This is a genomic window from Janthinobacterium sp. SUN206, assembly GCF_030587305.1.
GTDB classification, from domain to species: Bacteria; Pseudomonadota; Gammaproteobacteria; order Burkholderiales; family Burkholderiaceae_D; genus Janthinobacterium; species Janthinobacterium kumbetense.
The window spans coordinates 2489728-2513677 of the sequence record NZ_JAPWIB010000001.1; the positions used below are offsets into that span (position 1 = coordinate 2489728).

At 63.3% G+C, this 23950-nt stretch carries 23 protein-coding genes; 20 read left to right on the forward strand and 3 right to left on the reverse strand.

Annotated elements, in window-relative coordinates; all coding sequences use genetic code 11:
- The first annotated feature begins 42 nt into the window (after positions 1–42).
- From O3300_RS11225 to O3300_RS11285, 13 genes are all read left to right on the forward strand, one after another.
- Positions 43–1311: a YeaH/YhbH family protein gene (locus tag O3300_RS11225; protein ID WP_077407911.1), complete on the forward strand. Its 1269-nt coding sequence runs from the start codon at positions 43–45 to the stop codon at positions 1309–1311.
- Positions 1311–2912: a SpoVR family protein gene (locus O3300_RS11230; protein ID WP_099666828.1), complete on the forward strand. Its 1602-nt coding sequence runs from the start codon at positions 1311–1313 to the stop codon at positions 2910–2912. The genes O3300_RS11225 and O3300_RS11230 overlap by 1 nt, the downstream gene beginning before the upstream one ends.
- A gap of 539 nt (positions 2913–3451) precedes the next feature.
- Positions 3452–4108 (forward strand): energy transducer TonB, encoded by a 657-nt coding sequence (locus O3300_RS11235; RefSeq protein WP_099377981.1) that lies wholly within the window; start codon positions 3452–3454, stop codon positions 4106–4108.
- A gap of 86 nt (positions 4109–4194) precedes the next feature.
- The gene (locus O3300_RS11240) at positions 4195–5127 is read left to right on the forward strand and encodes a MotA/TolQ/ExbB proton channel family protein (protein WP_199534342.1); all 933 of its coding nucleotides are present in this window, start codon (positions 4195–4197) and stop codon (positions 5125–5127) included.
- Between the two features lie 3 nt (positions 5128–5130).
- Positions 5131–5559: a biopolymer transporter ExbD gene (locus tag O3300_RS11245; protein ID WP_077407915.1), complete on the forward strand. Its 429-nt coding sequence runs from the start codon at positions 5131–5133 to the stop codon at positions 5557–5559.
- A gap of 105 nt (positions 5560–5664) precedes the next feature.
- Complete coding sequence (locus O3300_RS11250) at positions 5665–6096, forward strand: biopolymer transporter ExbD (protein ID WP_170840419.1); 432 nt, start codon at positions 5665–5667, stop codon at positions 6094–6096.
- Positions 6097–6174: 78 nt separating this feature from the next.
- Positions 6175–7386, forward strand: a complete 1212-nt coding sequence (locus O3300_RS11255; RefSeq protein WP_305052944.1) for a hypothetical protein — start codon at positions 6175–6177, stop codon at positions 7384–7386.
- A gap of 284 nt (positions 7387–7670) precedes the next feature.
- Positions 7671–8642, forward strand: a complete 972-nt coding sequence (locus O3300_RS11260; protein WP_305052945.1) for a bifunctional riboflavin kinase/FAD synthetase — start codon at positions 7671–7673, stop codon at positions 8640–8642.
- Between the two features lie 81 nt (positions 8643–8723).
- Complete coding sequence (ileS, locus tag O3300_RS11265; protein WP_099666825.1) at positions 8724–11624, forward strand: isoleucine--tRNA ligase; 2901 nt, start codon at positions 8724–8726, stop codon at positions 11622–11624.
- Positions 11625–11807: 183 nt separating this feature from the next.
- Positions 11808–12311 carry a signal peptidase II gene (lspA, locus tag O3300_RS11270; RefSeq protein ID WP_077407922.1) on the forward strand — a complete coding sequence of 168 codons (504 nt, stop codon included), beginning with the start codon at positions 11808–11810 and terminating at the stop codon, positions 12309–12311.
- Between the two features lie 17 nt (positions 12312–12328).
- Positions 12329–13549, forward strand: coding sequence for a bifunctional phosphopantothenoylcysteine decarboxylase/phosphopantothenate--cysteine ligase CoaBC (gene coaBC / locus O3300_RS11275; RefSeq protein ID WP_099666824.1), 1221 nt, complete (start codon positions 12329–12331; stop codon positions 13547–13549).
- Positions 13550–13579: 30 nt separating this feature from the next.
- Positions 13580–14029: a dUTP diphosphatase gene (dut, locus tag O3300_RS11280; protein ID WP_099666823.1), complete on the forward strand. Its 450-nt coding sequence runs from the start codon at positions 13580–13582 to the stop codon at positions 14027–14029.
- Between the two features lie 10 nt (positions 14030–14039).
- Positions 14040–15143, forward strand: coding sequence for a M48 family metallopeptidase (locus O3300_RS11285; protein ID WP_305052946.1), 1104 nt, complete (start codon positions 14040–14042; stop codon positions 15141–15143).
- A gap of 82 nt (positions 15144–15225) precedes the next feature.
- Here the strand turns inward: O3300_RS11285 and O3300_RS11290 are convergent, their stop codons facing one another.
- Positions 15226–15366, reverse strand: a complete 141-nt coding sequence (locus O3300_RS11290) for a hypothetical protein (RefSeq protein WP_162835767.1) — start codon at positions 15364–15366, stop codon at positions 15226–15228.
- A 100-nt stretch (positions 15367–15466) separates the two neighbouring features.
- Here O3300_RS11290 and O3300_RS11295 point away from each other — a divergent pair, with 100 nt between their 5' ends.
- The 5 genes from O3300_RS11295 (at position 15467) to O3300_RS11315 (ending at position 19221) form a co-directional block, all read left to right on the forward strand.
- Complete coding sequence (locus O3300_RS11295; RefSeq protein ID WP_305052947.1) at positions 15467–16474, forward strand: XdhC family protein; 1008 nt, start codon at positions 15467–15469, stop codon at positions 16472–16474.
- A 69-nt stretch (positions 16475–16543) separates the two neighbouring features.
- The gene (locus O3300_RS11300; RefSeq protein ID WP_099666820.1) at positions 16544–17467 is read left to right on the forward strand and encodes a DNA-3-methyladenine glycosylase; all 924 of its coding nucleotides are present in this window, start codon (positions 16544–16546) and stop codon (positions 17465–17467) included.
- A 57-nt stretch (positions 17468–17524) separates the two neighbouring features.
- Positions 17525–17896, forward strand: coding sequence for a hypothetical protein (locus O3300_RS11305; protein ID WP_289903876.1), 372 nt, complete (start codon positions 17525–17527; stop codon positions 17894–17896).
- Positions 17897–17917: 21 nt separating this feature from the next.
- Complete coding sequence (locus tag O3300_RS11310; protein ID WP_305052948.1) at positions 17918–18439, forward strand: RNA polymerase sigma factor; 522 nt, start codon at positions 17918–17920, stop codon at positions 18437–18439.
- Positions 18436–19221, forward strand: a complete 786-nt coding sequence (locus tag O3300_RS11315) for an anti-sigma factor (protein WP_305052949.1) — start codon at positions 18436–18438, stop codon at positions 19219–19221. Before O3300_RS11310 ends, O3300_RS11315 begins: the two co-directional genes overlap by 4 nt.
- Before the next feature lie 43 nt (positions 19222–19264).
- On the opposite strand, the gene mug is transcribed toward O3300_RS11315, so the two are convergent.
- On the reverse strand, positions 19265–19786 hold the full coding sequence (gene mug, locus O3300_RS11320; RefSeq protein WP_305052950.1) for a G/U mismatch-specific DNA glycosylase: 522 nt from the start codon (positions 19784–19786) through the stop codon (positions 19265–19267).
- A 152-nt stretch (positions 19787–19938) separates the two neighbouring features.
- On the opposite strand from mug, the gene O3300_RS11325 reads away from it, so the two are divergent.
- Entirely contained in the window at positions 19939–20415 is a 477-nt protein-coding gene (locus tag O3300_RS11325; RefSeq protein ID WP_289903870.1) for a (2Fe-2S)-binding protein, read from the forward strand.
- Positions 20412–22718: a xanthine dehydrogenase family protein molybdopterin-binding subunit gene (locus O3300_RS11330; RefSeq protein ID WP_305052951.1), complete on the forward strand. Its 2307-nt coding sequence runs from the start codon at positions 20412–20414 to the stop codon at positions 22716–22718. Before O3300_RS11325 ends, O3300_RS11330 begins: the two co-directional genes overlap by 4 nt.
- Here the strand turns inward: O3300_RS11330 and O3300_RS11335 are convergent.
- On the reverse strand, positions 22715–23920 hold the full coding sequence (locus O3300_RS11335) for an MFS transporter (protein ID WP_305052952.1): 1206 nt from the start codon (positions 23918–23920) through the stop codon (positions 22715–22717). The genes O3300_RS11330 and O3300_RS11335 overlap by 4 nt on opposite strands.
- Positions 23921–23950: the final 30 nt, after the last annotated feature.

Consider the following 23950-nt stretch of genomic DNA (forward strand, 5'->3'; position numbering starts at 1 on the left):
GGGCTGGCGGGGCGCGCAAGACGAGAAGTAAGGAGGCACCCTTTGACATATCTCATCGACAGGCGCTTGCAAAGCAAGAATAAATCCGCCGTCAACCGCGAGCGTTTCCTGCGGCGTTACAAGGGCCAGATCAAGGATGCCGTGGGGCGCGCCATCAAGGGGCGCTCGATCACGGACGTCGAGAATGGCGAGAAGGTCAGCATCCCCGTCAAGGACGTGGGCGAACCGTCGTTCGGCCACGCGCATGGCGGCGTATGGGAAGTGGTCAATCCCGGCAACAAGGAATACCTGAAAGGCGACCAGATCGCGCGGCCGAAAGGCGGCGGTGGCGCCGGGCGGGGCAAGGCGGGCAATAGCGACGAAACGACGGAAGACGACTTCATCTTCGAATTGTCGCGCGAAGAATTCATGAATTATTTCTTCGAAGACCTGGAATTGCCGCACATGGTGAAAACCCAGCTGACGGCCACCACGGAATTCAAGAACCAGCGCGCCGGCTACAATATGTCGGGCACGCCATCGAACATCCACGTGCTGCGTTCCCTGCGCGGCGCGCTGGGGCGGCGCATCGCCGTCGGCGGCGGCGCCCGCAAGCAGCTGGCGCAGGCCGAGGAAGACCTGGCCGAACTGCTGCACGAAGGCGCGCCCGACAGCGACCCGCTCGTCACGGAACTGCGCCGCCTGATCCACCACCTGCACACGCGCCTGCTGGCCATCCCCTTCATCGACCCGTTCGACTTGCGCTACAGCAACCGCATCAAGGTGCCCAAGCCGATGACGCAAGCCGTCATGTTCTGCATCATGGACGTATCCGGCTCCATGGACGAGTCGCGCAAGGACACGGCTAAGCGCTTCTTCATCCTGTTATATCTGTTCCTCAAGCGCGCCTACGACAAGATCGAGGTCGTCTTCATCCGCCACCATACGGCGGCGGCCGAAGTGGACGAGCATGAATTCTTCAATTCGCGCGAGTCGGGCGGCACCGTCGTGTCGTCCGCGCTGCACTTGCTCAACACCATCATCGACGAACGCTATGGCGCCGGGCAATGGAACAGCTATGTGGCGCAGGCGTCCGACGGCGACAACTGGGACAACGATTCCGTGCTGTGCCGGCAATTGCTTATTAATACCATCATGCCCAAGGTGCAGTACTACACCTATGTCGAGATCACGGACGGCCCGCAGCAAAACCTGTGGGAGCAATACGCGGGCGTGCTCGACCATCACGCCCATTTCGCCATGCAAAAGATCGTCACGCCGGCCGATATCTACCCGGTCTTCCGCGAACTGTTCAAGAAACAGGTGAAATGATGAGTGCAGCCTTTGACCGCGCCAGCAACACCCCGGGCGAACCGTTCGCGCGCCTGCGCCACCCGAACGCCCTGCCCGAGCAGTCGGAATGGACGTTCGAACTGATCGAGCAAATCCACGAGGAAATCCGCCGCGTGGCGAAACAGTTTGGCCTCGACACCTATCCGAACCAGCTGGAAATCATCACGGCCGAGCAGATGATGGATGCCTACACCTCGGTCGGCATGCCCGTCTCCTACAACCACTGGTCATTCGGCAAGCATTTCCTGTCCACCGAGAAAAGTTATAAACGAGGCCAGATGGGCCTGGCCTACGAGATCGTCATCAACTCGAACCCGTGCATCGCCTATTTAATGGAGGAAAACAGCCTGACCATGCAATCGCTGGTGATCGCGCATGCGGCCTACGGCCACAACTCCTTTTTTAAAGGCAATTACCTGTTCCGCGCCTGGACGGATGCGGACGCCATCATCGACTATATGGTGTTTGCCAAGAATTACATCGCCGAATGCGAACAGCGCCATGGCGTCGACGCCGTGGAATTGCTGCTCGACTCGTGCCACGCCATCCAGAACTATGGCGTGGACCGCTACAAGCGCCCGGCGAAACTGTCGATGGCGAAGGAATATGCGCGCCAGAAAGAGCGCGAAGCCTATGTGCAGTCGCAGATCAACCAGCTGTGGCGCACCCTGCCTCGCCGCGAGGATGAGGAGGAAGAGGAAGACCAGCGCAAGGCCGCGCCCCGCTTTCCGCCCGAACCCGAGGAAAACCTGCTGTACTTCATCGAAAAGTATGCGCCGCTGCTGGAACCGTGGCAGCGCGAGATGGTGCGCATCGTGCGCAAGATTTCCCAGTACTTCTATCCGCAGCGGCAAACCCAGGTCATGAACGAGGGCTGGGCCACCTTCTGGCACTACACGATATTGAACCAACTGTATGACGAAGGCGTGGTGGGCGACGGCTTCATGATGGAATTTCTGAAAAGCCATACCAACGTGGTCTACCAGCCGCCCATCGACAGCCCGTATTACAGCGGCATCAACCCGTATGCGCTGGGTTTTGCCATGATGAGCGACATCCGCCGCATCTGCGAGCACCCGACCGACGAAGACCGCGCCTGGTTCCCCGACATGGCCGGCAGCGACTGGCGCAAGAGCCTGGACTTTGCCATGCGCAATTTCAAGGATGAAAGCTTCATCGCCCAGTACCTGTCGCCGCGGCTGATCCGCGAATTCCACTTCTTTACCGTGCTCGACGACGACAAGAATGAAAAACTGGCCATTTCCGCCATCCACGACGATGCCGGCTACCGCTACGTGCGCCAGCAACTGGCGGAACAGTACAACCTGGGCAACCGCGAGCCGAATATCCAGGTCTGGTCCGTCAACACGCGCGACGACCGCGCCCTGACCCTGCGCCACACGCAATTCCAGCGCCGCCCGCTGAACCAGCAGGCGGCCGAGGTGCTCAAGCACGTGGCACGGCTGTGGGGCTTCGATGTGCACCTCGATACGGTCGACCCACAGGGGGCGGTACTGGGCACCTTGAATTGCCGGCGCGAGAAGCGCAACCGGCGCGATGACCCGGTTGCCAAGCCATGAAATGATTTGTTGATAATAATCAATAGCAAGAATATAAGCGCTTCCTATGCCTATATAGGAATTCAGTATGGCCTGACGGCCTCGAAACGGCTGTCAGGAGCGCCTTTTTTGACCTGGGTGAAGTGCGTTCCGCACCCGTTTGGTGCGCGCGACGGGCTAAGTGGTCTGGTTCCGAGGCAAAACATTTCCAAAAAGAAAGATTTTTCTCCAAATTTAGCAGTTTCCATATTGGATATCACGAAATATAATTCCGCCAGATCGACACATCGGAGAACTTAGCAGCGGTCGCCCAAAACGGCTGTAAAAAACCGATAAGACCGCCTTTTTTTATGTCCGAAAGCGTGCAAAGATGACATAAGCAAGTACGTTTTCAGGGCGCAAAAGCGCCAAAAATTTAACCGGTTTTAGGCGTTAAAAATCTGTGTAAAATAAAGAATTCGTATGTATAATTCGGCGACGTCCCGGATACGGCTGGAGCTTTGTGTCGTCATTTTGGGGTTCAGTTGCAAGACAAGAGATGGTATTTGGAGAAAGCAGGCATGAATTTTTCGAACGAGAAAAGTCCCAAGAACTACACAGGCATCACTATCGTTGTCCTGCTGCACGTTCTCGCGGCTTACGGGATCGTGACGGGCTTGGGCAAGCGGTTGGTCACCAAAATGATGGAACCGGTTGAAACCAAGATTATCGAGGAAGTCAAACCGCCTCCACCGAAGGATCTTCCACCGCCACCACCGCCGCCAGAAATGAAGGCACCACCGCCGCCATTCATTCCGCCAGTCGAGGTGAACGTGCAGCAGCCGCCACCACAGCAGAACGTGATTGCAAATGCGACTGCCGTGAAGCCAGCCACGAATGTATTGGCACCGCCATCGCCGCCTGCACAGCCTGCGCCAACTCCTGGACCAGCCAAATCGGTGCGTACACCGGCCGTGGTTGACTTCAGCGTCTGCGAAAAACCGGCTTATCCAAAGTCGTCGCAGCGTAACGAGGAAACCGGTGTGGTGACACTGTCGTTCCTGATCGGTGTAGACGGCAAGGTCGCTGATTCGAAGATCGTGAAGTCCAGCGGCTTCAGGGACCTGGACAAAGCCGCGGTGCAAGGTATCAGCCGCTGTACATTTAAGCCGGCAACAGTTGACGGCAAGCCGGAACAAGGCTGGCAGCAAATGCAATACGTTTGGTCGCTGGATTAAAACCCGAGACAGTTATCCCCTGTCTCACACTATGATTTCGTTGTCATTACGTTCAGCGATCTGTTATTTTTAATTTTGGAGGAAGCATGTTTAAGAATACCCGTTTGTCCGCATTTTTTGCCGCGGTTCTGTTGTCCGTTACCGCTACTACCGCTCTGGTAGCAGCTCCGGCATTCGCTGACGCGCCAGCATCGGCTGCCGCTTCGGCTCCTGCGGCAGACGCTGCACCAGCACCAGTTGCTGCAGATGCCGCCGCTCCAGCAGCAGACGCAGCAGCAGCTCCAGCCGCTGATGCAGCCGCTCCAGCCAAAACCGAAGAAGTACACAACCCGTTCGGCCTGCAAGCAGTGTGGGACGGCGGCTTCGTGCCACGCGCCACCCTGATCATCATGGTCATCATGTCGATCGGTACCTGGTACATCATCATCACCAAGCTGATCGATCAAATGAAGATCTTCAAGCAAGCTAAAGAAGCTGCTGCCAAATTCTGGAAAGCTCCTTCGATCGCTGCTGGTTCGGCAACCCTGGAAGAAGGTTCGCCATTCCGCTTCATCGCTGAATCGGGCACCAAGGCAACCGCTCACCATGACGGCGCCCTGCTGGAACAAATCGATCTGTCGACCTGGGTGACGATGTCGATCCAGCGCGCTTCGGACAAAGTCCAATCGCGTCTGCAAGATGGCCTGTCGTTCCTGGCAACCGTTGGTTCGACCGCACCGTTTATCGGTCTGTTCGGTACCGTTTGGGGTATCTACAACGCACTGACCGCTATCGGCATGACCGGTAACGCATCGATCGACAAAGTTGCAGGTCCAGTTGGTGAAGCACTGATCATGACCGCTTTCGGTCTGCTGGTCGCTGTTCCTGCCGTTCTGGGTTACAACTGGTTGGTTCGTCGTAACAAAACCGCAATGGAAGACATCCGCTCGTTCAGCGCCGACGTTCACTCGGTTCTGGTTTCCGGCGTAATGTCCACCAGCGAAGCTGGCCGTGCTGCCGGCGCTAAAAAGATCGGATAAGTCATGTCGATGTCCGTCGGCTCCGACAGCGGAGATCAAGATCAAGTAATGTCAGAAATCAACACGACGCCGCTCGTCGACATCATGTTGGTTTTGCTGATCATTTTCTTGATCACCAGTCCAGTTGTCCTCAAGCTGCAGAAAATCGATCTGCCGATCGAGGCCAACCAAGCCCTTCAAACCAAGCCGCAAAACGTTAACATCGTTGTTAACAAGGATGGCGAGATTTACCTGGGCCAGACCAGACTGAGAGACACGAACGAATTGTTCGATTATCTTAAAGTTGAAGCAGTGAAAGTACCGCAGCCGGAAGTACACGTTCGTGGCGACCAAGAAACACGCTACGAATCGATCGGCCGGGTTATTTACACGACCCAACGTGCCGGGATCCAGAAGGTCGGCTTCATCACCGAACCACCTGACAAGGGCTGATAGCGACTGACAGCGGCGTCCCGGCAACATGGGGGCGCCACTGAAGGAAGCTTGCCGGGCGGCAGTTTCGCCCGGTGCTTCGTTGGACTTCTTAAAGGAAACACTATGAGTATGAATGTCGGTTCGGGAAGCGCAGCAGGCGCGGATCCGGAACCAATGATGGAACTGAACATGACGCCCCTCATCGACGTGATGCTGGTGCTGATTATCATGTTGATCATCACGATTCCTAAGCAAAACCACTCGGTGAACCTGAACATGCCGGTCGGCACCCCGCCGCCACCGACAACCGAACCAGTGGTCGTCACGATCGATGTCGATTTTGATGGCACTATCTTGTGGGACAATCAGGTCGTACCTGATCGTAATACGCTGGAAGCCAAGCTGAGCAACGTTGCTGCGCAAGCAGATCAGCCAGAAGTGCATCTGCGTCCTAACAAGCTGGTGGAATACAAAGTCGTCGCCGGTGTGATGGCGTCGGCGCAGCGTCTGGGCGTGACCAAAATCGGTCTGGTCGGCAACGAGCAATTCCAGTAAGCTGTAGCAATCAGGTTATCTTTACATCCGAATAGGCAGGACTTCCTGCCTATTCGCTTTTTACTGAAAGACTTTCTCATGTCCAAGTTTCGTCTCGCTCATCTCGGCCTCGTCATGGCCGCTATCGGTTTTACCGCAGCAACTCCCGTAATCGGCCTGGGCTCGCTGGCATATGCCGCGGACACCGTGCGTGCCGAAGTGGGCAAGCCATTGCAAGAAGCGCAAAAACTCGCTGGCAGCGGCAAAAACAAGGAAGCACTGGCCAAGCTGCGCGAAGCTGACAGCGTCGGCGGCAAGACCGCCTTTGAAAGCTACCAGATCGAACGCGTGCGCGCCTCGGCTGCCGCCGCCGCTGGCGACAACGGCACCGCCATCAAGGCTTTTGAAGCCGTCATCAATTCCGGCCGCCTGAGCGCCGCCGAAGCCCCCAAATTCACGCAAGCGCTGGCAGGCATGTACTACCGCGCCAAGGATTGGCCAAACACCATCACCTGGATCAAACGCTCGCTGAAAGACCGCGAAGATCCACAGATGCGCGAACTGCTGATCCAGACCTACTACGTCAGCGGCAACTTCGCCGAAGCGGCAAAAGAACTGCAAGCGCGCGGCGGCAACTCGGAAGCGAGCCTGCAAATGCTGGCCAACATCCAGTTGAAGCAAAATGACAAGGGCGGCTACGTTGCCACCCTGGAAAAACTGGCATCGAGCTATCCGAAAACCAGCTACTGGGCCGACCTGCTGAACCGCGTTTCGGGTAAACCTGGCTTCTCGCAACGCCTGGGCCTGGATGTCCAGCGCCTGCGCCTGGCCAACGGCCTGTTCAGCAAACCTTCCGAATACATGGAAATCAGCCAGCTGGCCCTGCAAGCAGGCAATCCTGGCGAAGCGCTGAGCATCATCGAGCAAGGCTACAAGAAAGGCGTGCTGGGTACCGGCGCCGATGCGCCACGTCACCAGCGTCTGAAAGACCTGGCCCTGAAAACCCAGGCTGACCTGAAAGCCAACGCGGCCAAGTCGGAAGCGGAATACGCCAAGAACAAGGACGCCGACAGCTTGAGCAAGCTGGGCTTCGCCCTGGTCTACGATGGCCAGGCCGAAAAAGGTCTGGGCTTGATGAACGACGCCGTGAAACTGGGCACCGCCAAGTATGCGGAAGAAGCCAAGCTGCATCTGGGCATCGCCTACATCCACGCCGGCAAGAAGTCCAACGCCACGACGGCACTCAAAGCCGTCAAGGGCACGGATGGCGCGGCTGACCTGGCCCGCTACTGGACCTTGATGAATAAGTAATTAACATCGAACCCAAGCTACTGCGCGTCGCGCTTTGCAGCCTGTGATGCTCACCGTACTACAGTACGGTTGCGCTTCTCGGCAGCAAATCACTGCCGCTCGCTACGCTTGGCTTCGACGTTGAGAGTGCATTGAATCAATACTAAAGCGTTGCCAGCATACCCGCCGGCAACGCTTTTTATCATTTCAGCAGTGAAATTCGCCCTGCGTCCGCCCTGCCGGGTGTGCATCCCCGAAACAGTCCGTATAATCCCCCTTTTGGCACAGTTTTTCATCAGATTCCTATGAAGGTATTCCGCGGACTTCCCAATGCCCAGGCACGAGCGCCTTGCGCTCTGACCATCGGCAATTTTGACGGTGTCCACATCGGCCATCAAGCCTTGCTGGCGCGCGTGCGCGGCGCGGCAACCGAACTCGGCATTGAAGCGGCCGTGATGACGTTCGAACCGCACCCGCGCGAATTCTTCGCGCAGCGCGCAGGCGACCTGTCCAAGGCCCCGCAGCGCATCGCCAACTTGCGCGACAAGCTGCAATCGCTGGATGACGCCGGCATCGACCGTGTCGTCGTCGAGCACTTCAGCGCCCAGTTCGCCGCCTTGACACCGCAGGAATTCACGGAAAAAGTCCTCGTCGATGGCTTGCACGTGAAATGGCTGATGGTCGGCGACGACTTTTGCTATGGCGCCCGGCGCGCCGGCGACGTGGCCATGCTGCAGGAAGCGGGCCGCAAATATGGTTTCCATGTAGAAACATTGCCTACCGTGATGAACGGCAGCACGCGCATCTCGTCGTCCGCCGTGCGCCTGGCGCTGGCCGCCGGCGATTTCCCGCTGGCCACGCAGCTGCTGGGCCATCCGTACGCCATTTCCGGCCATGTCATCCACGGCCAGAAACTGGGCCGCACCCTCGGTTTCCCCACCCTGAACCTGCGCGTGGCGCACCGTCCCGCCCTGTCCGGCGTCTTCATCGTGCAAGTGCACGGCCTGGCGCCGCAGCCGCTGCCGGCCGTGGCCAGCCTCGGCGTGCGCCCCACCGTCGACGACAGCGGCCGCGTCTTGCTGGAAGTGCATCTGTTTGATTTCAATCAATCCTGCTACGGCAAGCTGGTGCGCGTGGAATTCCTGGAAAAGCTGCGCGACGAAGAAAAGTACGACGATTTGCCCACCCTGACGGCCGCCATCGAGCGCGACTCGAACCAGGCGCGCGCCTATTTTGAGCAGCACAGCGGCGCCATTACCGCCACCGACCGAATTTGACGCCGGCCAACTCCGCCGCCTGGCGGCACTTGCCGTCGCAAACCCGCTGCAAAAATATACTCCATACCATTAAAGAAGATTATGTCCGATCAAAACAAGCCAGCCACGCCCAAGCAGAACAAGAAGCCTGAAAGCAAATACCCGGTCAATATGACGGAAACCCCGTTCCCGATGCGCGGCGACATGGCCAAGCGCGAGCCGCAATGGGTACAGCAATGGCAAGACAAGAAAATCTACGAGCGCGTGCGCAAGGCTGCCGCCGGCCGTCCGAAATTCATCCTGCATGACGGCCCGCCGTACGCGAATGGCGATATCCACCTGGGCCACGCCGTCAACAAGATACTGAAGGACATGGTCGTCAAGTCGCGCTCGCTGGCCGGCTTCGACGCGCCGTATGTACCGGGCTGGGATTGCCACGGCATGCCGATCGAGATCCAGATCGAAAAACTGCACGGCAAGAACCTGCCGACGGCGGAAGTGCTGGAAAAGGCCCGCGCCTACGCCAATGTGCAGGTCGAGCGCCAGAAGAAGGATTTTATTCGCCTGGGCGTGCTGGGCGAGTGGGACAACCCGTATCTGACCATGGCGCACGGCAATGAAGCGGACGAATTGCGCGCGCTGGGCAAGCTGCTGGAAAAAGGCTATGTGTACCGCGGCTTGAAGCCCGTCAACTGGTGCTTCGACTGCCAGTCGGCGCTGGCCGAGGCGGAAGTGGAATACGCGGAAAAACGCGATCCCGCCATCGACGTCGGATTCAAGTTCGCCGAGCCGGAAAAACTGGCGGCCGCCTTCGGCCTGCCTTCCCTGCCGACCGATAACGGTTTCATCGTCATCTGGACCACCACGCCGTGGACCATCCCGTCGAACCAGGCGCTGAACGTGCACCCGGAAGTCAAGTACGCGCTGGTGAAAGCCGAGCGCGATGGCCAGCCGCTGCTGCTGATCCTGGCGCAAGACCTGGTCGTCGCCAGCCTGGCGCGCTTCAAGCTCGATGGCACGACCATCGCCACCTGCGACGGCGCGGCCCTGGCCGGCATCAGCTTCCGCCACCCGCTGCATGCGGCCGATGCCTTCTATGACCGTCTGTCGCCCTTGTACCTGGCCGAATACGTGACCACGGAAAGCGGCACGGGCGTGGTGCACTCGGCGCCAGCCTACGGCCTGGACGACTTCATCTCGTGCAAGGCGCACGGCATGAAGGACGACGACATCATCAAGCCCGTCATGGGCGACGGCAAGTTCGCCTCGACCCTGCCCCTGTTCGGCGGCATGACCATCTGGGAAGCGTCGAAGCCGATCTGCAACGCCCTGCGCGAAGCCGGTGCGCTGTTCGAAGTCAAGATGTTCGACCACAGCTACATGCATTGCTGGCGCCATAAGACGCCGATCATCTACCGCGCCACCTCGCAGTGGTTTGCCGGCATGGACGTGACGCCGAAGGACGGCGGCGCGACCTTGCGCGAAACGGCCTTGAAAGGCATCGCCGACACCGAGTTCTTCCCCGACTGGGGCCAGGCGCGCCTGCACGGCATGATCGCCAACCGTCCCGACTGGACCCTGTCGCGCCAGCGCCAGTGGGGCGTGCCGATGGCCTTCATCGTGCACAAGGAAACGGGCGACCTGCATCCGCGCACGCCGGAACTGCTGGAGCAAGTGGCCAAGCTGATCGAAAAAGGCGGCATCGAGGCCTGGCAGGCGCTGGACCTGGCTGACCTGATCGGCGACGAAGCGGCCATCTACGCGAAGAACAAGGACACGCTGGACGTGTGGTTCGATTCCGGCGCCACGCACCAGACGGTGCTGGGCGGCCCGCAAGCGCACGGTTCGCACTCGACGCAGCTGCAATTCCCGGCCGACCTGTACCTGGAAGGCTCGGACCAGCATCGCGGCTGGTTCCACTCGTCCCTGCTCGTGTCGTCGATGCTCAATGGCCGTCCGCCGTACAAGGCCCTGCTGACGCACGGCTTCACGGTCGATGGCGAAGGCAAGAAGATGTCGAAGTCGCTGGGTAACACGCTGGCGCCGCAAAAGATCTCGGACACCCTGGGCGCGGACATCCTGCGCCTGTGGATCGCCTCGACCGATTACACGGGCGAACTGTCGATCTCCGACGAAATCCTGAAACGCGTGACGGAATCGTACCGCCGCATCCGCAACACCCTGCGCTTCCTGCTGGCGAACACCTCGGACTTCAATCCGGCCACGGACGCCGTGCCGGTGGCCGAGATGTTCGAAATCGACCGCTATGCGCTGGCCAACATGGCCTCGCTGCAAACGCAGATCGAGAACAACTACGCGCGCTACGAATTCCACCCGGTCGTGTCGAAGCTGCAGACGTACTGCTCGGAAGACCTGGGCGGCTTCTACCTGGACATCCTGAAGGACCGCCTGTACACCTCCGGCCTGACGTCGCACGCGCGCCGTTCGGCGCAGACGGCCCTGTGGCACATCACGCAAAGCCTGCTGCGCCTGATGGCCCCGGCCCTGTCGTTCACGGCCGAGGAAGCGTGGGCCGTCTTCGCCGGCAGCGAAGCGTATGCCGCCAGCGATGAAACCATCTTCACGCAAACCTGGTGGCAGCTGCCGGAAGTGGCGGATGCGGCCGACCTGCTGGAGAAATACACGGCCCTGCGCGCCGTGCGCACGGACGTCACAAAACAGCTGGAAGACTTGCGTACCTCGGGCGCCATCGGCTCGTCGCTGCAGGCGGAGCTGACGATCAAGGCCGCGCCGATGAAGTACAAGCTGTTGACGACCCTGGGCGACGACTTGAAGTTCGTCTTCATCACCTCGCAGGCAACGGTAGCCGAAGTGGCCGACGAAGCGGCCGAGGAAGTGGTCGTGGCCGCGTCGACGGCGCCGAAGTGCGAGCGCTGCTGGCACTACCGCAGCGACGTGGGCACGGACGCCGCGCATGCCACCCTGTGCGGCCGCTGCGTCAGCAACCTGTTTGGCAAGGGCGAAGTTCGCCGCTTCGCCTAAACAACGGCGTCAAAATCTGCTGCGCGTCGCGATTTGCGGCCTGCGATGCTCACCGTACTAGAGTACAGTTGCGCTTCTCGGCCACAAATCGCTGCCGCTCGCTACGATTTTGCCCGCCGTTGTATGCTATCCGTCCAACCGCCGCCTGCTGCCAGGCGGCGGCTTTATCTTCCCTGGAAAAATATGGCCACTAAAAACCGTTTTTCATCGAAACCGCAATCGCCGCTGACGCTGTGGCTGGGCATTGCCGCCATCGTCATCCTGTTCGACCAGATCACCAAGATCACGATCCTGAAGACCTTCCGCTATGCGCAGGAAATGGTCATCACCTCATATTTCAACCTGGTGCTCGCGTATAACAAGGGTGCCGCATTCAGCTTCCTGTCCGACCAGGGCGGCTGGCAGCGCTATTTCTTCACCGGCATCGCCCTGGCGGCCGCCATCTACATCATCTACCTGCTGAAAAAGCACGCGGGCCAGCGCATGTTCTGCTGGGCCCTGTCGCTGATCCTCGGCGGCGCGCTGGGCAACGCTATCGACCGCCTGATGTACGGCCACGTGGTCGATTTCCTCGACTTCCACTGGAAAAGCTGGGGCCATTTCCCCGCTTTCAATATCGCCGACAGCGCCATCTGCATCGGTGCGGCCCTGTTCATCATCGATGAACTGCGCCGGGTAAACAAATAAACACGCAGGAGAACGGCATGGAACTGTCCGGCAAAAAAATCGTCCTGGGACTCTCGGGCGGCGTCGCCTGCTACAAGGCGGCCGAATTGTGCCGCGCGCTCACAAAGGCAGGCGCCTCGGTGCAAGTGGTGATGACGGATGCGGCCAGCCACTTCATCACGGCCGTCACGATGCAGGCCCTGTCCGGCCACCCCGTGCACACGAGCCAGTGGGATGCGCGCATAGCCAACAACATGGCGCATATCGATTTGACGCGCCATGCGGACGCGATTTTGATCGCGCCGTGTTCCGCCGACTTCATGCGCAAGCTGGCGCACGGCGTGTGCGACGACCTGCTGTCGACCCTGTGCCTGGCCCGTCCATCCCACCTGCCCCTGCTGGTGGCGCCGGCCATGAACGTGGAAATGTGGCAAAACCCCGCCACGCAACGCAATGTGCAGCAGCTGCGCGACGACGGCATCAAGCTGTTCGGCCCGGCCGCCGGCGAACAGGCGTGCGGCGAAACGGGCCTGGGCCGCATGCTGGAACCGGAACAGCTGCTGACGGAGCTGATCGCCGCCTTCCAGCCTAAGGTATTGGCGGGCAAGCGCGTGCTGGTCACTGCCGGCCCCACGTTCGAAGCCATCGACCCCGTGCGCGGCATCACCAATCTGTCCTCGGGCAAGATGGGCTATGCGGTGGCGCGCGCGGCGCGCGAAGCGGGCGCCGAGGTGCTGCTCATTTCCGGCCCCACGGCCCTGGACGCGCCGTTCGGCGTGCGCCGCATCGACGTGCAAAGCGCACAGCAGATGCACGATGCGGTACTCGCCCACGTCGACGGCCAGCATGTCTTCGTCGCCGTGGCCGCCGTGGCCGACTGGCGCGTGGCCAACGCCAGCGAACAAAAGATGAAAAAGCAGGCCGACGGCTCCGTGCCGGAGCTGCAGTTCGCGCAAAATCCCGACATCCTGGCCACCGTGGCGGCGCGCACCAACCTGGCCGGCTATCCGTACTGCGTCGGTTTTGCCGCCGAATCGGAAAACCTGGTGGAATTCGGCTCGACCAAGCGCGAAAAGAAGGGCATCCCCTTGCTGGTCGGCAATATCGGCCAGAACACGTTTGGCCAGGATGACAACACCATCATCCTGTTCGACGAGGAAGGCCATACCGTACTGCCGCGCGCCTCCAAACTGAACCTGGCGCGCCAGCTGATTTCGGAGATCTCGAAGCGGCTGGCCAAGAATTCGCTGCTCAAATAACCTTTTACACGACTTAGCTTAGTTAGATTAATGAAAAATATCGACATCAAGATCCTCGACGCCCGCATGAAAGAAATGCTGCCGGCCTACGCCACACCCGGCAGCGCCGGCCTGGACCTGCGCGCCTGCATCGACGAGGCGATCACCATCGAAGCCGGCCAGACCGTGCTCATTCCCACGGGCCTGGCCATCCACATCGGCGACCCCTCGTATGCGGCCATGATCCTGCCGCGCAGCGGCATGGGCCACAAAAACGGCATCGTATTGGGGAATCTGGTAGGCTTGATCGACTCCGATTATCAGGGCCAGCTGATGGTATCGACCTGGAACCGGGGCCAGAGCGCTTTCACGCTCAATCCCATGGAACGCCTGGCGCAACTGATTATCGTGCCGGTGCTGCAAGTGGGCTTTAACGTCGTCGAGGAATTCGGCGACAGCGAACGCGGTGTTGGCGGTTTCGGCAGCACCGGCAAACATTAAGGATTTTCTCATGCCAGGTTTTCGCCATCTGATCACAGCCCCAACTTCGCTGCGCCAACTGGCCACTCCCCTCCTGCTGGCCAGTGCGGCCATCCTCGCCGGCTGCACCACGCCGGCGACGCATGTCAGCGGCCCGTTCAACGTGGTGCCGGCGCCCGATGCGCCCGCCCCGACGGCGCAGCAAAAGGCGGCGCAGGAAGAACTGGTGAAGATGGTGGCGCTGCAGGACCGCCTCTCGAAAGTCTCGGCGCCCCTGCTGATCAACAATGCGGACCTGTGCAAGACGTATGCGCGCAACTTGCTGGGCTTCACGGCGCAGAACAAGTATTCCTACCCCGGCATCTATGCCGACGCGGCGCAGGCGGCCCTCGGCTACGGCGAACAGATGCAAGTCTCCAGCGTCTTGCCGGGCAGCGGCGCCGCGCGCGCCGGCTTGCGCAAGGGCGACGGCTTGCTGGCCGCCGAAGGCAAGCCGCTGCCGGCCGGTCCGAAGGCGGAAGGCCCGTTTGGCGCCATCGTCGGCCCGCTGGCCTCGAAAAGCGCGAACCTGAACATGACCATCGCCCGCGACGGCCAGCAGCAGGACCTGAAGATTCCCGTCACGCGCGCCTGCGCCTTCCGCGTCGCCCTGGGCAATGCGGACAATATCAACGCCTACTCGGACGGCGCGCGCATCATGCTCACGCGCGGCATGGTCAATGCGGCGCAAAACGACGAAGGCATCGCCTTTGTCATCGCCCGCGAAATGGCGCACAACATCCTCGACCACGCGCGCAGCCAGCGCACGGCAGGGACGGCCGGCAGCATCATAGACAGCCTGGGCGCCGTGCAGCCCGACGTGTCGATGCTGACGGGCGCCGCCGGCATCAAGGCCATGCCGCAGGAACTCGACGTGCAAGCCGACACCCTGGCCATCTACCTGCTGGCGCGCGCCGGCTACAACGTCGACAACGCGGCCCGCTTCTGGCAGCGCCTGGCCACGCAAGTGCCGGCCACGGTCGCCAACGGCTACACGGCCCTGCATCCGGGTACCAACTCGCGCATGGCCGCCGTCAACCGCGCCGTCATCGACGTGCGCGCCAAGCAGGCGGCGAAGAAACCGCTGAAGCCTTAGAGCGCCTGCCATAACCTACTGCGCGTCGCGCTTTGCGGTCTGCGATGCTCACTGTGCTCAATCCTGATCAAACAGGGTTTGCTCAGGCTCCCGGGAAGTTGGGGAAGTAGGTGCCCATGATCCAGGTCAGGGCACCGCAGAACACGACGGCTAGGAACAGGACAATGAGCAACTTGCCGAACTTGGGGATACCCTCTTCTTGCGTCTTGACTTCATTTGACATGAAAATTCTCCGCAGGGTGGTGGAACAGGTAGTATATCCACAATCTTGAATACTTTTCCATACTTTGCCGCAAACATGCGGCATGTAACTCGCGCGCGCCATGGACAGCATCGACCTTGAAGTTCTGAAAACCAGCGCCGCCTGGCTCGCCGCCGGCCGCCGCTGCGAACTCGTCACCGTCATCAAGACCTGGGGTTCCAGCCCCCGCCCCGTGGGCGCCACCCTGGCCATCTGCGACGATGGCACGGTGGTCGGTTCCGTCTCCGGCGGCTGCATCGAAGATGATTTGATCGATACCGTGCGCGTGCACGGCATCGTGCGCAGGCAGCCCGAAATCGTCAGCTACGGCATCAGCGCCGACGAGGCGCACCGCTTCGGCCTGCCCTGCGGCGGCACCATCGAACTGGCCATCGAGCCGCTGCACGCGGGCAGCCGCGTGGCCGAACTGCTGGCGCGCCTGGAAGCCCATGAACTCGTCGAGCGCCGCCTCGATCTGGATACCGGCGCCGTCACGCTGCAGCGCGCCACGCCGGGCGCCGTGCTGGCCCTGGAAGACGGGGCGCTCACCACGCAGCACGGCCCGCGCTGGCGCCTGCTGATCATCGGCGCCAGCCAGCTGTCGCGCTTCGTGGCGCAAATCGCCACGGCCATGGATTACCACGTCATCGTCTGCGACCCGCGCGAGGAATACCGGGGCGGCTGGAACGTACCGGGCGTGCCCCTGCTGCACGCCATGCCGGACGACCTCGTGCTGGAATTAAAGCTCGACAGCCGCAGCGCCGTCGTCGCCCTCACGCACGACCCCAAGCTCGACGACCTGGCCCTGATGGAAGCGTTGAAATCCCCTGCGTTCTACGTGGGCGCCATCGGCTCGCGCGCGAATAACGCCAAGCGGCGCGAACGGCTGCTGCAGTTCGACGTCAGCGCCGAGCAGCTGGCGCGCCTGCACGCCCCCATCGGCCTGTACATCGGCAGCAAGACGCCGGCCGAAATCGCCATTTCCATCCTGGCCGAACTGACGGCCGTGAAAAACGGCGTGCCCGACGCGCTGCAGATCCAGCACGCGGCCGCCTTGAGCCCGCCCAACCCTGACCTCTGCGTGCGCTGAAGCGTGAAAAGCAAGAAACGGGATGCGCCAGCATCGTCCCCCTGATACCTTCCCTGACTTTGGCCCGCCATGACCCTGCTGCACTGGACCCTCCCCCTGCCCGCCGGCTACCGCCGCGACGATGTCATCGCCTTCCACAGCCGGGATACGCAAGCCGTGGCGGAACAAGTCACGCCGACAGGCCTGCGCAAGGGCATCCTGCTTGCCGGCGTACCCGTCGTACTGGACGTGGCGTTCACGCAGGATGCCGCCATCTGCCAGGCAGACCTCGACGACAATGACGACACCGTCGCCGACCTGCAAACGCCGCTGCACGGCGCCCTGCTGAACATCCTCGGCCTGCGCATCGACCCGCAGCCGTTCGCGCAACTGGCCGCCGCCGACCCGCTGCTGGCGCCCTTGATCCACGTCAACCCGGGCTTGCGCATCGTGCAATCGGCCAGCCCCTTCGAAGCGCTGACCTGGGCCATCATCGGCCAGCAAATCAACCTGCCGTTCGCCATTTCCCTGCGCCGCACCTTCATCGTGCAGGCGGGACGCCGGCACGCCAGCGGCTTGTGGTGCTACCCGGAGGCGCGCGACGTGGCGCGGCTATCCGCCGAGGATTTGACGAGCCGCAAATTCTCGCGCGCCAAGGCGGAAACCGTGCTGCGCCTGGCGCATCTCGTCAACGATGGAGAACTGTCGCTGGAGCTGCCCCCTTCCGGCGACGTGGCGGCCATTTCGCAGGCGCTGCTGGCCGTGAAGGGCATCGGCCCGTGGACCGTCAACTATGCGCTGCTGCGCGGCTACGGCTATGCCGACTGCTCGCTGCACGGCGACGTGGCCATCCGCGCCGCCCTGCAAAAGCTGCTCGGCGAAGAGGTCAAGCCGGACATGGCGCGCACGGAGCAGTGGCTGCGCCAGTACGCGCCGCACCGCACCATGGCCGCCGCCCACCTGTGGGCCAGCCTGCACGCGCCGGAAAAAAATATTTTGCCTGCCGGGGAATAAACGGCGGGCGGCACGCGTCTATCCCTTGCAAGCCCCAAAAACCTCAAGGAGACCACCATGCGCTTTACCACTTTTGCCGCCACCGCCCTTTGCACCGCCTTGTCCGCCCCGCTGGCCTTTGCCGCCGACGTCATGCCCGCCAACGGCATGCTGGTCAACGCCAGCGGCATGACCGTGTACGTGTTCGACAAGGATGTCGCCGACAGCGGCAAGAGCGCCTGCAGCGGCGGCTGCCTGGTGGCCTGGCCCGCCGTCATCGCCACCGAAGCGGCGCCCGCCGCCCCGTATGGCAGCATCAAGCGCGAAGACAACGGCGCCATGCAGCTGACCTACAAGGGCAAGCCCCTGTACCTGTACAAGGAAGACAAGAAACCGGGCGACGCGGCCGGCGACAATTTCAAGAACGTGTGGCACGTCGTCAAGCCTTAAGCACGCCATCCCGCCGCCACGATGACCACGCAAGAGGACAGCCGCCAGCTGCAAGCCTGCCTGCCCGGCCTGCGCCGCTATGCGCGCGCGCTGGCGGGCGCCGCGCACGCGGACGACCTGGTGCAGGACACCGTGGAGCGGGCCTGGCGCAAGTTCGACCAGTGGCAGCGCGGTGGCGAGATGCGGCCCTGGCTGTTTTCCATCATGCATAACCTGCACGTGGATCAACTGCGCCGCCCCGGCCTGGCGCTGCAGGAACTCGACGACGACGCCCTGCTGCCCGCGCCGGAGCGCGCGCCTGGGCAGGCCATCGCCATCGGCGAAATGGATGCGGCGCTGGCCAGTTTGCCGCTGGGGCAGCGCGAAGTCATCCTGCTCGTCGCGCTGGAACAGATGCCGTACGAGCAGGTGGCGTCCACGCTGGGCATCCCCGTCGGCACCGTCATGTCGCGGCTGTCGCGCGGGCGCGAGCGGCTGCGCGAACTGCTCGACGGCCGCCCCGCCGGCAGCCATGGCGCCCCTACCCTGAAAGTCGTGAAATGACAACGCAAGCCATCAGCGAAGCGCAATTGCACGCCCTGGCCGACGGCGTCCTGCCCGAGGAGCAGCGCGCGGCCATCGACGCCCACCTGCGCGCGCACCCCGAGGACGCCGCCAGGGTGGATGCGTGGCGCGAACAGAACCGGCAATTGCGCGCCCTGTTCGATCCCGTGCTCGACGAAACCGTGCCGCCGGCCCTGCGGCAGGCGGCATCGCCAGCGGCGGCGAACGGCGCCTGGCGCCGCCCCGCCATGCAGGCGGCAGCGGCCATCGTGCTGCTCATCGCCGGCGGCGCGGGCGGCTGGCTGCTGCGCGGCGGCGATGGCACGAGCGCCAGCGCCAGCCCCCTGACCCTGGCGCGCAGCGCCGCCATCGCCCATGCCGTCTACACGCCCGAAGTGCGCCATCCCGTCGAAGTGGGCGCGGCGCAGGAAGCGCACCTGGTGCAATGGCTGTCGAAACGCCTGGGCACGCAACTGCAGCCGCCCGCGCTGTCGCCACTCGGCTATCACCTGATCGGCGGGCGCTTGCTGCCCGGCGATGGCGATGGCCCCGTGGCGCAATTCATGTACGAAGATGGCGGTGGCAAGCGCCTGACCCTGTACGTGGCCAAGGAACGGGCGGGCAGACAGGAAACGGCTTTCCGCTATACGCAGGAAAAGGACCTGAGCGTGTTTTACTGGATCGACGGCCAGCTCGGTTATGCCCTCTCGGCGAGCCTGCCCAAACGGGAACTGGGCAAGATCGCCGACGCCGTGTACGCGCAGCTGGAGCAAGCCCGCTAAGCCCCTCCATCCATGCGCAAGTGCGCTGAACGCCAGCCCGGCATCAGCCCAGCGCGCGCTTGAGTTCCGCATACGCGTCGACCAGCCGCTCCTTCGAATAACCGCGATTGAGGCCACTCGGATTGGGCAAGATCCACACGCGCGCGCCGCCGAAGCGCTCTGGCTGCTCACCCCACGCCAGCTGGCGTTTTCCCGTCATCGCCGCGTAGGCGGCCTTGCCCAGGAAGGCGATCCACTGCGGCTGCGCCCATGCCAGCTTGTGCCGCAGGCCCGCCGCCGCTTGCGCAAATTCGTCCTTCCCCACCTGGTCCGCGCGGCTGGTCGGGCGCCCGACGGCCGCCGTCAAGCCCAGCCCGAAACCGAGCACGCTGGCATCGTCCTGCGGCGCCACCAGGTGCGGCGTGAAGCCGGCCAGGTGCAGCACGGGCCAGAAGCGGTTGCCGCGGCCGAGAAAATGGTGGCCGGCCGCCGCCGCGTCCACGCCGGGATTGAGGCCGCAAAAAACCACCTGCAAGCCGGGAGCGAGGATGTCGGGCAAGCCCGGCGCCGTTGTGGGGTATGTCATGGAAAACTCCGATATCAGAAACCGCAGTATGCCACCGGCGCCATCTCCTGCAGCGCAGGGCGAGCGGTGCTACCATCCCCTACTGATGAGCTAATCCGTCTGGCGGATGGCCGTCGCGCTGTCCCGCACCATCCCCACTCCGAGGAATACACATGACGACCCTGACCATCAATGGCAAGCAGCACGACCTTGCACTGCCTGAAGACACGCCCCTGCTGTGGGCCCTGCGCGACGAACTGGGCATGACCGGCACCAAATTCGGCTGCGGCATGGCCCTGTGCGGCGCCTGCACCGTGCACCTCGATGGCGAAGCCATCCGCTCCTGCGTGACGCCCATGTCGGCCGCCGCAGGCAAGAAGATCACCACCATCGAAGCGGTGGGCGAAGACAAGGTCGGCCTTGCGCTGCAACAAGCCTGGCAGGAACACGGCGTGCCACAATGCGGTTACTGTCAGGCCGGGCAAATCATGTCGGCCACGGCCCTGCTCCACAAGACGCCAAGACCGAACGACCAGCAAATCCGCGAAGCGATGAGCGGCAATATCTGCCGCTGCGGCACCTACACGCGCATCCACGCGGCCATCAAGCAGGCGGCAAGCAGCATCCACGCAAAAGGAGCGGCCAAATGAGCATCCATGACACTGCCGCAGCACATTCGCCTGCGCGGCGCAACTGGCTCAAGGCCGCCGGCGCGCTGGCCGGCTTGACCCTGGTGGCCGGCCCTTCCGGCCTCGTGATGGCGGCCGATGCCGTCAAATACGGCGGCGACAATATGGCTGGCGGCGTGGTCGACGACACCCTGGTCTTCCTGTCGATCGGCGCCGACGGCATCGTCACCATCGTGGCGCACCGCTCCGAAATGGGCCAGGGCATCCGCACCAGCTTGCCCATGGTGGCGGCCGACGAACTGGGCGCCGACTGGGCGCAGGTGCGCGTGCAGCAAGCGCCCGCCGACGAAGCGCGCTACGGCAGCCAGGATACGGACGGCTCGCGCAGCATGCGCCACTCGTTCCGCGCCATGCGCCACGTGGGCGCCACGGCGCGCCTGATGCTGGAAACGGCGGCCGCCGTGCGCTGGGACGTACCCGTGACAGAAGTGAAAGCCGTCAATCACGCGGTCGTGCATGCGGCCAGCGGACGCTCGCTGTCCTTCGGCGCGCTGGCCGAAGACGCGGCCAGATTGCCCGTGCCGCCACGCGCGCGCATCAGCCTGAAAACGGCGGGCGAGCTGCGCTACATCGGGCAAACCAGCACGCGCGGCATCGACTTGCACGACATCGTCACGGGCAACACCCACTTCGGCATCGACACGCGCCTCGATGGCATGGCGTACGCCGTCATCGCCCGTCCGCCCGTCTTCGGCGGCAAGCTGAAAAGCGTGGACAAGACGGCGGCCCTGAAAGTGCCGGGCGTGCTGCGCATCGTCGAACTGGCGGGCAGCCCGCCGCCGGCCATGTTCAATCCCCTGGGCGGCGTGGCCGTCATCGCCAGCAACACCTGGGCCGCCATCAAGGGCCGCGAAGCGCTGGTGCTGGAATGGGACGACGGTCCGAACAGCGGCTACGATTCGAAAGCCTTCCGCAAGACGCTGGAAGCGGCCGTGCGCCAGCCGGCCAGCCCGGCGCGCGACCAGGGCAAGACGGTGGCGACGCTGGCCGCCGCCCCCGCCGCGCGGAAATTCAGCGCCGAGTACTATCTGCCCCACCTGGCCCACGCCACCATGGAGCCGCCCGCCGCCACCGTGCGCATCGCCAACGGCAAGGCCGAAGTGTGGGCCTGCGTGCAGGCACCGCAGGCGACGCGCAGCAACGTGGCCAAGGCCCTGGGCCTGACGTATGACGACGTGACCGTCCACGTGACCCTGCTCGGCGGCGGCTTCGGGCGCAAATCGAAACCCGATTTCGCCGTCGAGGCGGCGCTGCTGTCGAAAGCCATGGATGGCGCGCCCGTCAAGCTGACGTGGACGCGCGACGACGACCTGCAGCACGACTACCTGCATACGGTATCGGTCGAACGGCTGGAAGCGTCGCTCGACGCGAAAGGCATGCCGACGGCCTGGCTGCACCGCACGGCCGCGCCCACCATCACGTCGACCTTTGCCGCCGGCGCGAACAAGCAGGCGCCGTTCGAACTGGGCATGTCGGCGATCAACGTGCCGTTCGCCATTGCGAACATCCGCGTCGAAGTGCCCGAAGTGCCTGCCCACACGCGCATCGGCTGGTTCCGTTCCGTGTCGAACATCCCGCACGCGTTTGCCATCCAGTCGTTCACGGCCGAACTGGCGCATGCGGCGAAGAAGGACCACCGCGACTACCTGCTGGCGCTCCTGGGCCCCGCGCGCAAGATCAACCCGGCCGACCTGTCCGACGGCTGGAACTATGGCGAAGATCCGGCGAAGTATCCGGTCGATATCGGCCGCATGCGCCACGTGATCGAGCTGGCGACGGCCAAGGCGGGCTGGGGCCGCAAGCTGCCCAAGGGACGGGGGCTGGGCCTGGCCGTGTCCTACAGTTTCGTTACCTATGTGGCGGCCGTGATCGAAGTGGAGATCAATGGGGCCGGCGAAGTCATCGTGCCGAGGGTCGACATCGCCATGGATTGCGGCCCGCAGATCAACCCGGACCGCGTGCGCTCGCAGATCGAGGGCGCCTGCATCATGGGCCTGTCCCTGGCCATGAGCGGCGAAATCAGCTTTAAAAATGGCCGGGTCGAGCAAAGCAATTTCCACGACTACGCCGTGCTGCGCGCGGCCGACGCGCCGCGCGTGATCCACACGCACCTGGTGCCGGGCACCCTGGACATGGAGCTGGGCGGCGTGGGCGAGCCGGCCACGCCGCCCATCGCGCCCGCCCTGTGCAACGCCATCTTCGCCGCCACGGGCAAGCGCATCCGCGCCCTGCCCGTGGGTATGCAACTGGCGAAGAAAGGCTAGCCGCGCCGCGCCGCCGGCAACTGCAGCAGCAAGGCGGCGGCGGCGACCAGGGCGGCGCCGGCCGCCAGCAGCCACATGGGCCAGTCCAGCAGGAGCAGCACCCCGCCCGTGGCCGCGCCGATGGCGCTGCCCAGGTACAGCGCCGATTCGTTGAGGGCGATGGCCAGGTTGCCGTCGCCCTGGCGCGCACGCACGGCCAGCAATTGCTGGTTTTGCGGCACTTGCAGGGCCCAGCCGGCCGCGCCCCACAGCACGATAGGCGCGAGCATCAGCCAGGCCGACCAGCCGGCCGCCAGCGGCAGCGCGCCCAAGGCCAGCGCCAGCAGCAGCAAGATGAGCCAGGTCAGTTTCGGCGCCGCCACCTTGTCCGCCCATGGCCCGACCAGCACGCTGCCAACGATCCCCCCCACGCCCCAGGCCCACAGGAAGGGCGTCGCGGAGATCGCTGCGCCCTGCGCCGACCACGCCAGCAGCGGCGCGATGAAGGTGTACATGCCCAGGCTGGCGACGGCCGCCAGCAAGGAAACGAGCAGGATGGCCAGCACCTGCCCGTCGGCCAGCAAGGCCAGCTTGCGGCGCAGCGAGATGGCCGGCGCGGACGATGCGGCAGGCAGCGCGGGCAGCTTCCACAGCAAGCCCACCAGCGCCAGCGCACCGAGAAGCGCCACCAGCCACAGGGCCGCGGCCCAGCCCAGCTGCTGCGCCAGCAGCAAACTCAAGGGCACGCCCAGCACCGTGCCGCCCGCCATGCCGCCCATGATCGCGCCGATGGCCTTGCCCCGCTGCTGCGGCGCCGACACGCCCGCCGCCGCCGCGATGCCCAGCGCCAGATACACGCCCGCACCGATGCCGGCGATGGCGCGCCATGCCAGCAAACCGCTGAAACCGGGCGCCAGCGCGCTGGCCCCGTTCGCCAGCACGAACACGCCCAGGGCGACCAAAAGGCCGGAGCGCTGCGCGCGCGCCGGCAGCAAGGCCACCATCAGCGGCGAGCCGAGGCCATAGGCCAGGGTAAACGCCGTCACCAGTTGCGCCGCCATCGCCAGGGAAACGGAAAACGCGCCGGCGATCATCGGCATCAGGCCTGCCGTCACATACGACGCCATGCCCAGCGCGAACGCGCCCACGGCGATCAGGTAGACGGTGGCGGGCAGCACGGCGGCGGAAGTGCCAGTACTGGCGTGAGAAGAATAGTCGGACATGGGCAAGCCTTCGGGAAGAAAGCAGGCATT